The organism is Thermoactinomyces sp. CICC 23799 (genome assembly GCF_016055145.1).
Lineage (GTDB): Bacteria > Bacillota > Bacilli > Thermoactinomycetales > Thermoactinomycetaceae > Thermoactinomyces > Thermoactinomyces intermedius.
The window spans coordinates 221,516-232,969 of the sequence record NZ_JAECVV010000006.1 but is presented as its reverse complement, the minus strand read 5'-3'; the positions used below and the strand labels follow the sequence as shown (position 1 = coordinate 232,969).

The window sequence follows — 11,454 nt, the reverse complement described above, 5'->3', positions numbered from 1 at the left end:
TAACAGGTACGCCGCCCATGTGGGTACACTCTAACCACATGGGACGGGGTGATGACACACCCCTGAACTTGGGCGTTGTCCAAAACGGAAACGGACTGCGGACGCTAACGACCCAAGAATCCCACGGCTTCAGCCGTGTGGAGTGTCAATTTTCACTTTTATCACTTTTTTTAACCATGTTTTTCAACTGCTCCACAAATTCAGGGACCGTGTCAATCAGGCGGTCATACAAATGGGTTTGTTTGTCCATGTTTAACACACGGATTCCTTTTTCACTGACAACAAGAAATGCAACCGGGGTGACAGAAACGCCTCCGCCGCTTCCTCCACCAAACGGAAGTTTTTCCTGGCCTTTTTCAGCGAAATTTCTTGAATTTCCCCGCCCTTCTTGGTCATCCTCCTCTTTTTCATCCGAATGTCCCCTGAATTCACTTCCTCCCGCTGCAAACCCAAACCCGACTTTGGAAACCGGAATGATAACCTGTCCATCTTGTGTCTCCACCGGATCACCGATAATGGTGTTGACATCAATCATTTCGCGAATATTTTCCATGGCAGTTTCCATCAAGTTTTGAATAGGGTGCTCAGACATTTATTGGATCCTCCCTTTCCGCATATGATCAGATAAACGTTTCACAGCAAGGATAGCATGCCCGATCCGGAACCGGATTATACTGTGAAAATAAGTTTCCAATATCGCTTCATTAAATCTCGGATCCACCTTCAACTCCGGTTTGGCATTCCACCGGATTTGATTTCCCAGCCAGCTGAGAAGCATCCACTTGATGCTCCATGCCAATCCGGTTAAAATCCCCGCTTCTGCTGCATCCCCCGTCCCGATCTTGGTGTTCCAGACAAATTTTTCACAAGTGATTTTGCCAAAGAACCATCGCATGATCCGCTGAAAATCGTGAAACCGGTAAAGAATTTGTTGATATGAAAAATGAAGTTTCTCGATTTTCCGTTTATCAATGTGTACCGACTCTTTTTTCAGTTTGGTTATGGCCTTGCCGATCTTACCGGTCACATTTTGCCTGGCGACCACCCCTTCATCCAAACCACTCCATTGAATACGCGGCAAATTGTATTGAAATCTGAGCAATCCGCCAAACATCTTCACTTTGATTTTCCCGATATCGTTTTGCGCTTCCCGTTTAAACAGCAATTCAATTTGAATGTTGGAAAACCAGGTTACAATAAAGAAGACCAGCAACATCACAAGAATGATCAGAAAAAAAATCAACCCCACCACCTGCCATCACTGGGTAGTTTGGGCAAGATGACGGGGGAATATACAATATTATCCAATGAAATTTAAAACCGTCCGGCCTTTTTGGAAAAATTCCGACCACTAAGATGCTAATTGCACTTTTTTCTTGAATACTGATGAATCAGTTCTTCAATTTCTTCAATTTTTTCGGTATGTATCAGCCGTTCGATGTTTTTCTCTTCATACAATAATTGAGATAAATCCGACAAGGCATGCAAGTGCCGCTTTTGGTCGATGGCTGCCAGAATAATAACCAGATGCACTTCTTGCCCTCTTCCAAAAGAAACACTTTTCTTTAACCGCAAAAGACTCATGGACAACCGGTTCACTCCCGCATCCGGACGCGCATGGGCAATGGCCACATGGGGCGTCAACACCACATAGGGACCCAGCGTTTCAATTATATGGATCATGGCTTTCACATATTCCGGCTCAATCCATCCTTTTTTTAACAGGGGTTCGGATGCATATTGAATCGCCTCTTTCCAATTGCGGACTTCCTCTTTTAAAACAATGGTTTCCCTCGTGATCAATTCATGTAACAAATTCAGCCTGCCTCCTCTCCGGTCCAGCCATTCACATTTTTTCATCTTAAAAGCGTTTACAAAAACGGTACTTTTTCTTTTTCGTTTTTTAAAAAAGGAGGCCGGCCGGCCTCCTTTAAACGGGAGATCCTTCATCCGTCTCCGGTTCCTCCGTTTGTTCCACACCCAAACGCTTAAACAAATCCTGGCGCTCTTGTTCCCATTCCTGCCAATCAAAGATGGATTCCGGCGGGGGGAGTTCTTCGATATCGTTCAGCCCGAAATAATCCAGAAAATCTTTGCTGGTTCCGTATAAAATCGGGCGTCCCGCTCCTTCCGCCCTGCCGGCTTCCCGAATCAACCCCTTGCGTGAAAGGACTTGCAACACCCGTTCGCTTTTGACCCCCCGGATCTCTTCAATCTCGACCCGCGTAATCGGTTGCCGGTATGCAATAATGGCAAGGGTCTCCAATGCCGCCCGGGACAGCCGCGAACGGTTCGGGGCTTGGGCCATCTTTTCAAAGTAAGGCGCATGTTCGGGCAATGTGGTCATTTGGTAAACCTGGGCCACTTTGACGATCTGAATACCTCTTTGCTGTTCCTTATAGTCGACCCTGAGGTCATGCAAACATTGTTCCACTTCGTGTTTTTCCAAGCCGGTCACATCGGCCAGTTCTTTAATGCTCATTCCTTCTTCTCCGGCTGCAAACAAAAGACCTTCCATCACTGCTTTCATATCCCGGCTCATCTAAGGCTGCACCTCCGACTGCAGTCGTTCCACCCGGATATCCCCGAACATATGCTCCTGATAACAAACGATCCTTTTTAATTTCATCAGTTCCAGAAGTGCCAAAAAGGTCGTGATCACCCGTTCTTTGGTGGCGGTTTTCCAATCAATCAGTTTGGAAAAAAGCAATTGCCCTTTTTCTGTCAAAAGCGCATCAATTTCATTCATCCGGTCACTGACCGAAATCTCTTCCCGGGTCAACTTGGCTTCCGGCTCATGGGTTTCCCGGTTTTTCAGCGCTTCAACAAATGCCTGCAACAAATCGTCCGGAGTCAGCCCTTCAACCGGATTGACTTCCGGCGTGTAGGACGTCAGATCCATCGCCGGACGGGAGTAAATTTTGCTTCTTTCTTCTTCCCGCTGGCGCAACACTTCCCCCAACCGTTTATATTTCTTGTATTCCAGCAACCGTTCGACCAGTTCCGTCCGGGGATCTTCAAACCATTCATCCTCTTCCATCATAAAATCTTCTTCCAAAACCTCTTGCTTGGGCAGAAGCATTCTGCTCTTGATGGCCAAAAGCGTTGCCGCCATGACCAAAAACTCACTGGCCACATCCAGCTTTCTCTCTTTGGCTTCGTTTAACACTTGCATGTATTGTTCGGTGATTTGCGCAATCGGAACCTCATAAATATCCACTTCCGAGGTTTCGATTAAATGCAACAACAAATCAAGAGGCCCTTCAAACATATCCAGCTTAATTTTTACTTCTTCCATATGATAATAGTTACCCCATCAACGATTTAACTGTTTCATCAAATCAGCCATTTCGATGGCCGCCAGTGCACTTTCCCATCCTTTGTTTCCGGCTTTGGTGCCGGCTCTTTCAATGGCTTGCTCAATGTTTTCGGTAGTGATCACTCCAAAAATCACCGGAAGTTGATGGCGCACACCTGCCGCCGCCACTCCTTTCGAAACTTCATTGCATACATAATCATAATGGGTGGTGGCGCCGCGGATCACACAGCCCAACGCAATCACCGCATCGTATTTTTTCGATGCAGCCAATTGATCGGCGATCAGCGGAATTTCAAACGCTCCCGGCACCCAAACAATGTCAATGGCATCGTCTTCGGCTCCATGACGTTTCAAACCGTCTACAGCTCCATTCACCAATTTGCCGGTGATAAATTCGTTAAACCGTCCGGCGACAATCGCAAACCGCATTCCTGTTGCCACAAGTCTTCCTTCATATACATTCGGCATTCTTGTTTCCTCCTCTTTTTACAAATGCAACATGTGACCCAATTTTTCCTTTTTCGTTTCCATATAACGACGATTATTTTTGTTGGCGGGGATTTCCAGAGGAACCACCTCTGTCACTTCCAACCCGTAACCTTTTAAACCGGTGATTTTCCGCGGGTTATTGGTCATCAGGCGCATTTTCCCCACGCCCAAATCGCGCAGGATTTGCGCGCCAATCCCGTATTCACGCAAATCATCGCGGAATCCGAGACGCAGGTTGGCTTCCACCGTATCCAAGCCTTCTTCCTGCAGTTTGTATGCTTTTAATTTATTGATCAACCCGATTCCGCGCCCTTCTTGCCGCATATAGAGAAGCACTCCTTGTCCGGCTTCTTCGATTTTCCGCAGCGCGGCATGCAACTGGGGTCCGCAGTCGCATCGTTTGGATCCGAAAACATCTCCCGTCAAGCATTCGGAATGAACGCGGACCAAGACGGGTTGTTCCGGATCAATCTCTCCTTTGACAAAGGCGACGTGTTCTTTTTCGTCAATTTCATTGGTGTAACCGATCATTTGAAACTCGCCGTATTCAGTCGGCATCCGGACCGACACGACGCGCTCGATCAATGTTTCTTTTTGCCGCCGGTAACGGATGAGATCTTGAATGGTAATCATTTTCAATCCAAATTTCCGGCTCATTTCCTTCAAATCGGGCACACGGGCCATGGTTCCGTCTTCTTTGATCACTTCACAAATCACTCCGGCCGGATATGCCCCGCACAACCGCGCCAAATCAACGGCTGCCTCGGTGTGGCCTGCACGGCGCAACACACCGCCTTCACGGGCAATCAGCGGGAAAATGTGTCCCGGGCGACGGAAGTCTTGGGCTCCCCGATTGGGATCGATCAATTGCATCACGGTAAGTGACCTTTCAAAAGCCGAGATCCCGGTCGAGGTTTCCATGGCGTCCACCGACACGGTAAAGGCCGTTCCGTGCCGGTCTGTATTGTGATGGACCATAAGCGGCAAATCCAATTCCCGTGCACGTTCTTCCGTCATCGGCACACACACCAGACCCCGTCCGTGGGTGATCATAAAATTAATGGCCTCCGGCGTCGCTTTCTCGGCGAGCACCACCAAATCCCCTTCATTTTCGCGGTCTTCGTCATCCACGACAATGATGATTTCTCCTTTTTTCAAAGCAGACAGAGCTTCTTCAATCGTATCAAAAGACATGGTATCCCCCCTTATCCGATAAATCCGTGTTCCTTCAGCATCTCCCGGGTGATCGGCGAACCGGAACCGGTTTTATTCTCAAACCACTTGTGCAGGTATTTTCCGATCATATCCACTTCGATATTCACCATGTCTCCCTGCTTTGCGTCACGCAATTGGGTGTGCTTGTAAGTATGCGGGATCAAGGAAACCGTAAAGTCATGGTCACGGACTTCCACAAGCGTCAAACTGATGCCATTGACGGCCACGGATCCCTTTTCAATCATGTATCGGGTCAATTGCTGGCTGGTTTCAATCCGGTACACGACGGCATTTTCATAAGGGGTCTTCGACAGGATGGTACCGACTCCGTCCACATGCCCCTGAACAAAATGGCCGCCCATTCGCTGCCCGGCGGCAACCGCCCGCTCCAAATTGACCGGATCCGACACATTCAACTTGCCGAGATTGGTCCGTTTCATGGTTTCCGGCATGGCATCGGCCATAAAATAGTCACTGCCCAGCCGGGTAACCGTCAAACAAACCCCGTTGACGGCGATGCTGTCGCCCAGTTGGGTGCCCTCCAAAACCTTCCGGCACTGAATGGTCAATTCCATGGTCAGCGGATTTTTCCGCAATTGCTTGATCCGTCCCACTTCTTCAATGATTCCTGTAAACACATTGACGCCCCCCTTTTAACCTTGTGCCGGCTTTTCATCAGAAATATATCCCGTGAGCAGGAAATCTTCCCCAAAGCGCCGGATCTCCGTGTGTTTCAAAGAAACAGCCTCCTGCATCCGTTCGGGATTGTCTCCCGCAATGGCACTTTTGCTGTCTTTGCCGCCCAATAATTTGGGGGCCAGATAAGCCATCACCTTTTGCACGTGGCCGCCCCGCAAAAAGGATGCATTGACCTGGCTGCCTCCTTCCACGATCAACGATAAAATCCCCTGCTGCCCCAAGTAAACCAACACTTCATCGATATCAACCCGGTCTTCGCTTTGGGTCACGATCACTTTGACCCCTTTTTCAATCAACCGGTCCACTTTGCTCCGGTCACAGCGGGGCGTTGTAAAAATCCAGGTCGGAGCATCTTCCGTGTTCACGATTTGCGCATCCAGCGGGGTGCGAAGCCGGCTGTCCAACACGATCCGCACCGGTTGCCGGACCGGCTCTCCGTCGATCCGTGCGGTCAATTGCGGGTCATCTGCCAAAACCGTTCCCACGCCCACAAGGATCGCATCGCTTTTTTTGCGGATTTGATGCACATGCGCCCTCGACTCACGACCTGTGACCCACCGGCTATCCCCGTTGTATGCCGCGATCTTACCGTCCAAGGTGGTTGCCATCTTGAGCGTGACAAAAGGTTTTTTGGTTTTCCGGTGGTGAAAGTATGCTTCATTCAACCGCAAACATTCTTCACGCAAGATCCCTTCCACCACTTCGATTCCGGACTCGCGCAGCCGCTTGATCCCCTCGCCGGACACTTTTTCATCCGGGTCCACACACCCCACGACCACACGCCGGACCCCGGCTTCGATGATGCGCCCGGTGCAAGGCGGCGTGCGCCCGTAATGATTGCACGGCTCCAATGTCACATAAAGCGTGCTGCCTCTGGCATCATCCCCGGCCATGTTTAATGCATGGACTTCAGCGTGCGGTGTGCCGGCCTTTAAATGGGCTCCGGATCCGACAATCTGCCCGTCCTTGACCACGACGGCCCCGACCATCGGATTTGGGGAAGTTTGGCCCTCCGCCGCTTCAGCCAGTTGCAATGCCAAACGCATCCAGGTTTCGTGTGTCGTCAGCATCCTTCTCTCCTTATTCTTTATTGTCGAAGCAAATAAAAAACCTCGAATCTTTAATAATTCGAGGCAGTCACGGAAGAAACAGCTGTGTATCCTGAATGTAATAATTTTGCATACGGAAATAAGCCTTTAACAAATGTGAAAAAATTCACAGGTTAAAGGTACACATCTGTTCATCCTTCTCCCATCCAGACTTTCACTGTCGGTTTCGGAATTGCACCGAATCCACCGCCAAAGCGGGTCACGGACTGAGGCAAACGAGCCATCACCGCCGGTCGGGAATTTCACCCTGCCCCGAAGGATGTGAAAAATCCATATCCAATTTTCACACCTTACCAATGAGTATAGCTTATCTTCATCAGATTGTCGATATCTCTTCTTTTTAAACAAAAAAGAATGAAGGTAAATTCCACCTTCATTCTTTAGCTTGTCTGCCCGACTTCCGTCGACACATCGGGCAAATGCGTTTTTTTGCTCCAGGGCAAGCCGATTTGCATGCACATATACGAAAGGACGGCAAAGAACCCTGAAATAATGGTGGTATGCAACAACTCGGCCATTAATTTTCCGCCTGTCCAGACAATAATCGCACCGCTTAATGCCTGGAGCGTGATCAAAAGAAACGCAAGCCAACCCCCGCGCACCAAATCTTTCCGGTCCCGATGCTTCTTCAAAATGAAAATCAATGTGCCAAGGACAAGGAAAAAGAGCAAAAAGGCAAAATAACGGTGAAGCAAATGAATCTCCGCCAGGGAAGAAAAGCCGGGGAAAACGGTCGGGCCGCACAACGGGAAGGAATAGCCGCATCCCATCGTCGCCTCGGAATGGCGCACCAAAGCTCCCGTATACACCACGATATAAGTGTAGGCAGCCAAGCCCCAAAGCCATTTGGCAAGCGGGGTGTTTCGCATATCCATGAGCCCGTTCTTCTTTTCGGGATTGGACAATTGAAACAGATAAACCGTCAGCAAAATGACACTGGCAAAAGAAATAAGGGAAAAGCCGAAATGCAAAGCCAGCGAGAAGTTTTTGGCAAACGTGCCTTCAAAAACAACCGTCAATGCTCCGAGAACTCCTTGAAACACGACAAAAAACAAGCTTAAAAAACCCAAAACCTTTACTCGTTTATTCTCTTTAAACGCCATCCAGGACCAGACCGTCAAAATCAGGATCAACAACCCGTCCACTCCCGAGACGATCCGGTGGCTGTATTCAATCACGGTCTCCATCGGCAAACTTTCAGGGATCAGTTTTCCATGACAAAACGGCCAGGTGTTGCCGCAACCTTTCCCTGATTCCGTAGCGCTTACAATGGCTCCGATTGCCAACATGAAGTAAGCACCAATCGAAGTGATGATTCCGAATATCTGCAATGCGCGCAGTTGCTTCATCTGTTGATTCCCTCCCTCCGATGAGGAAAAATGTTCACAACTGATCATACCACAAATTTTGGTGAAAAGCCGCACAGGGACAAAAACGGCAAAAACTTATCACAACTCCGTAAAAAAAAGAGTGGAAACCCCCACTCATTTATGATTAGAATATACTTTTATGTGTTTTTATCATCCTTTGGGTTTAAAAATCGCCGCCGTCAAAAAGCCAAAGATGATGGCCGCAGAAATACCGGAACTCGTGATTTGAAAAATCCCTGACAACACCCCGATAAATCCGTTGCGATGCGCTTCCGACAATGCCCCGTGCACCAATGAATTGCCAAAGCTTGTAATCGGAACCGTTGCGCCGGCTCCGGCAAACTGGATCAACGGATCGTACAATCCGAATCCGTCCAACACCGCACCGGCCACCACCAATAAACTGAGGACGTGCGCCGGCGTCAAATTGGTTAAATCAATCAACAACTGTCCAATCACGCAAATTAATCCACCCACCAGAAAAGCAGCCCAATAAGAACCCATATTGCATACATCCTTTCTTGATCAATATCAAAAAAACATCCATTCCACAATGGAACCGGCCACTTTGCCGAGTGCCATTGCCAACAGAAAATAAACCATATAACCTTCCAGGTTCAAACGCCTTGCCATAATCGGGATGACGTTGACCACCTCTGTCAGCGCCGCCGCCAAAAGGCCGACAAACACCCCCATGAAAAGGCCGACGATCAGGGTGAAACCGCCGGGCATCGAAAGCGACAGCGAACGAAAGTCCAACCAGGTAAAAAACAAAACGCCAAGTCCGATGCTGTACTCATAGAGGGCGATCATTTGCGGGGTCCTGGTCACTTGCGCCAGTCTCGGAACAATGTCAAGCACTGTGATAAAGGCGACAAAACCGCCACCGACCACCGTCCCTCCCGCCAGACCGATGAGGATGAGAAGCAAGTCATGGAACAGATTCATGACGACCGGAATCCTCTTTCCGCTTTTCATGATCGATCATGTATTGTTCAATGTTTTCCTGATACATGAACATCTCCAGTTCCAACGGACTTGGTTCTTCCTTCAACCGTTTTTTGATCAGGCGGTTAAAAAATACAAAAATGCCGATCCCGATTCCCAACGAATAAGGAATTTGCATGATCAAGGGGGATGATTTGTGTTCCCCGGTCACCAGATAATAAATACGTTCATGAACTTGTGGCATGCTGACGTCCATGTGGAAATTCATGATGGCCAATCCGGAACCGATAAATAAAAGAATCATCACCAACAGGACAAGAATAACCGAAGGCGGGCGGGAATGGCCGGAGATCTCAACCAATGTTTGCGGCGGCCCCGCATGGCGAACATCCAGTTCCGGAAAATGTTTGTGGATGATGTTCATGACATCCACCACATCGATCACATAAAAATTCCCATGCTGTACCTGCGGGTCATAAATGATCAAATCTTTGACTTTGCATGCAATTTCCTCTTTAGAATCCAACCGGGAAATATCTTTCAGATACAATGGTTGCCCGGGTTTTGTAACGGCCTTCTTTTTGAGGCGGATGGTTAACATGTCTTTCATCAGCGGGCAACTCCTTTAAACATCACTTAAGGTCATCCGTTAGTATGTGCAGAACCGGTCAAATATAAAAAAGCACCGTCAAGGTGCTTGAAGCCTGAAATTACCGGTTTTCTTTCTGGATATCCAGCTCCTGTCGCATTTTGGCAATAATTTTTTTTTCCAACCGCGAGACCTGAACTTGGGAAATGCCCAACCGGTTTGCCACTTCGGACTGTGTCTGGTCTTTGTAATAACGAAGATAAACGATTAACTTTTCACGATCGCTCAAACGGTGAATCGCTTCTTTGATGGCCAGCTTGTCAAACCAGGTGGTCACCGGCTCGTCGGCAATCTGGTCCATCAAGGTAATCGGGTCGCCGTCGTTTTCATATACCGTTTCGTGGATCGAAGCTGGAGCCCGGTTGGCTTCCTGAGCAAAAACAATCTCCTCGGGATCCACTCCCATCTCATTGGCGATTTCCTGAATGGTGGGCAAACGCCCGTATTTTTTGGACAAATGGTCTTTCGTTTTGCGGACGCGATTGGCCATCTCCTTTAACGACCGACTCACTTTCACCATGCCATCATCGCGTAAAAATCGCTGTATTTCGCCAATAATCATCGGAACGGCATAAGTGGAAAATTTCACGTCATAGTTTAAGTCAAATTTATCCACCGCTTTCAACAAACCGATACAACCGATCTGGAACAAATCCTCCGCCTCGTATCCGCGGTTCAAAAATCGTTGCACCACCGACCAAACCAACCGAATATTATGACGAATCAAACGGTTCCGGGACTCCATGTCCCCGTTTTGACTGGCCTGAATCAGTTCTTTCACTTCTTCATCCGACAAATGGCTGTGCCTGTTGTTGTATACATCCGGTTCCATAGGCATCCCTCAATGAGCCAACGTCTGCTGACGGCTTTTCAAGTATTTCACCATGTGAACGGTTGTGCCTTTTCCCGGTTTGGAATGAATCATCACTTCATCCATGAAATTTTCCATGATCGTAAATCCCATGCCCGACCGTTCCAATTCCGGTTTAGATGTGTAAAGCGGTTGTCTGGCTTCGTTGATATCTTCAATGCCGATACCCTGATCGGAGATGGTGATGCTGACCTTTTGTCCCTCGATATCCGTCCGGATATAGATGATCCCATCCTCTTTTTCTTCATATCCGTGAATCACCGCATTGGTCACCGCTTCGGAAACCACCGTCTTGATCTCGGTCAATTCCTCCACCGTCGGATCCAATTGAGAGATAAACGAAGCCACCGTCACTCTGGCAAACGCTTCATTTTCCGAACGACTGCTGAATTTCAGTTCCATGAAATTTTTTCCTGTTTCGCTCATGACGCCACCCCGCAAGCTGAAATTGCATGCTTTTCATTTTCGTATGTAGGCAAAATTTTAAATAACCCCGACATTTCCATCAAGCGGTATACCGGCGGCTGAATGGAACAAAGAATCATTTTTCCCCCCAACTGGGAAACTTTTTTATAACGTCCCAAAATCACACCCAATCCCGAACTGTCCATAAATTCCAAACGGGCCAGATTCAACACCAGGTGGCGAAACTCCCCTTTTTCCAATTCCGCTTCAATCGAAGCACGCACTTTTTCGGCATGATGATGGTCAAGCTCTCCGGCCAGCCGGACAATCAAAACCTGACGGTCGGAATCCATTTGCAGGGATAAACTCATCTCTCCCGC

General features: G+C 48.4%; 16 protein-coding genes and 1 riboswitch. All 16 genes read right to left on the bottom strand.

Annotation, left to right across the window (positions count from 1 at the left end; genetic code table 11):
* Positions 1-145: 145 nt before the first annotated feature.
* Positions 146-592 carry a GerW family sporulation protein gene (gene ytfJ / locus I8U21_RS10150; protein ID WP_198053831.1) on the bottom strand — a complete coding sequence of 149 codons (447 nt, stop codon included), beginning with the start codon at positions 590-592 and terminating at the stop codon, positions 146-148.
* Positions 593-1,243: a DUF2953 domain-containing protein gene (locus I8U21_RS10145; RefSeq protein ID WP_198053830.1), complete on the bottom strand. Its 651-nt coding sequence runs from the start codon at positions 1,241-1,243 to the stop codon at positions 593-595.
* Positions 1,244-1,359: 116 nt separating this feature from the next.
* Entirely contained in the window at positions 1,360-1,815 is a 456-nt protein-coding gene (locus I8U21_RS10140) for a PTS sugar transporter subunit IIA (protein WP_198053829.1), read from the bottom strand.
* 115 nt (positions 1,816-1,930) lie between these two features.
* The gene (gene scpB / locus I8U21_RS10135) at positions 1,931-2,542 is read right to left on the bottom strand and encodes an SMC-Scp complex subunit ScpB (RefSeq protein ID WP_232337606.1); all 612 of its coding nucleotides are present in this window, start codon (positions 2,540-2,542) and stop codon (positions 1,931-1,933) included.
* The gene (locus I8U21_RS10130) at positions 2,543-3,298 is read right to left on the bottom strand and encodes a segregation and condensation protein A (protein ID WP_198053828.1); all 756 of its coding nucleotides are present in this window, start codon (positions 3,296-3,298) and stop codon (positions 2,543-2,545) included.
* Positions 3,299-3,316: 18 nt separating this feature from the next.
* Positions 3,317-3,787 carry a 6,7-dimethyl-8-ribityllumazine synthase gene (ribH, locus tag I8U21_RS10125; protein WP_198053827.1) on the bottom strand — a complete coding sequence of 157 codons (471 nt, stop codon included), beginning with the start codon at positions 3,785-3,787 and terminating at the stop codon, positions 3,317-3,319.
* Between the two features lie 18 nt (positions 3,788-3,805).
* Positions 3,806-5,002, bottom strand: a complete 1,197-nt coding sequence (locus tag I8U21_RS10120; protein ID WP_181731638.1) for a bifunctional 3,4-dihydroxy-2-butanone-4-phosphate synthase/GTP cyclohydrolase II — start codon at positions 5,000-5,002, stop codon at positions 3,806-3,808.
* Between the two features lie 11 nt (positions 5,003-5,013).
* Positions 5,014-5,661 carry a riboflavin synthase gene (ribE, locus tag I8U21_RS10115; protein ID WP_198053826.1) on the bottom strand — a complete coding sequence of 216 codons (648 nt, stop codon included), beginning with the start codon at positions 5,659-5,661 and terminating at the stop codon, positions 5,014-5,016.
* Positions 5,662-5,676: 15 nt separating this feature from the next.
* A complete protein-coding gene (gene ribD, locus I8U21_RS10110) occupies positions 5,677-6,792 on the bottom strand; it encodes a bifunctional diaminohydroxyphosphoribosylaminopyrimidine deaminase/5-amino-6-(5-phosphoribosylamino)uracil reductase RibD (protein WP_181731640.1) in 1,116 nt (371 codons plus the stop codon).
* A 169-nt stretch (positions 6,793-6,961) separates the two neighbouring features.
* A riboswitch (FMN riboswitch) is annotated at positions 6,962-7,095 on the bottom strand.
* Positions 7,096-7,211: 116 nt separating this feature from the next.
* Positions 7,212-8,180 carry a COX15/CtaA family protein gene (locus I8U21_RS10105; protein ID WP_181731641.1) on the bottom strand — a complete coding sequence of 323 codons (969 nt, stop codon included), beginning with the start codon at positions 8,178-8,180 and terminating at the stop codon, positions 7,212-7,214.
* Positions 8,181-8,351: 171 nt separating this feature from the next.
* Entirely contained in the window at positions 8,352-8,705 is a 354-nt protein-coding gene (gene spoVAE, locus I8U21_RS10100; RefSeq protein ID WP_037997515.1) for a stage V sporulation protein AE, read from the bottom strand.
* A gap of 27 nt (positions 8,706-8,732) precedes the next feature.
* Complete coding sequence (locus I8U21_RS10095; RefSeq protein ID WP_181731642.1) at positions 8,733-9,149, bottom strand: stage V sporulation protein AB; 417 nt, start codon at positions 9,147-9,149, stop codon at positions 8,733-8,735.
* On the bottom strand, positions 9,133-9,759 hold the full coding sequence (locus I8U21_RS15220) for a stage V sporulation protein AA (protein WP_181731643.1): 627 nt from the start codon (positions 9,757-9,759) through the stop codon (positions 9,133-9,135). Before I8U21_RS15220 ends, I8U21_RS10095 begins: the two co-directional genes overlap by 17 nt.
* Positions 9,760-9,859: 100 nt before the next feature.
* Entirely contained in the window at positions 9,860-10,630 is a 771-nt protein-coding gene (gene sigF / locus I8U21_RS10085) for an RNA polymerase sporulation sigma factor SigF (protein WP_181731644.1), read from the bottom strand.
* Between the two features lie 9 nt (positions 10,631-10,639).
* Entirely contained in the window at positions 10,640-11,095 is a 456-nt protein-coding gene (gene spoIIAB, locus I8U21_RS10080; protein WP_198053825.1) for an anti-sigma F factor, read from the bottom strand.
* On the bottom strand, positions 11,092-11,445 hold the full coding sequence (spoIIAA, locus tag I8U21_RS10075) for an anti-sigma F factor antagonist (protein WP_037997504.1): 354 nt from the start codon (positions 11,443-11,445) through the stop codon (positions 11,092-11,094). The genes spoIIAB and spoIIAA overlap by 4 nt, the downstream gene beginning before the upstream one ends.
* Positions 11,446-11,454 lie beyond the last annotated feature (9 nt).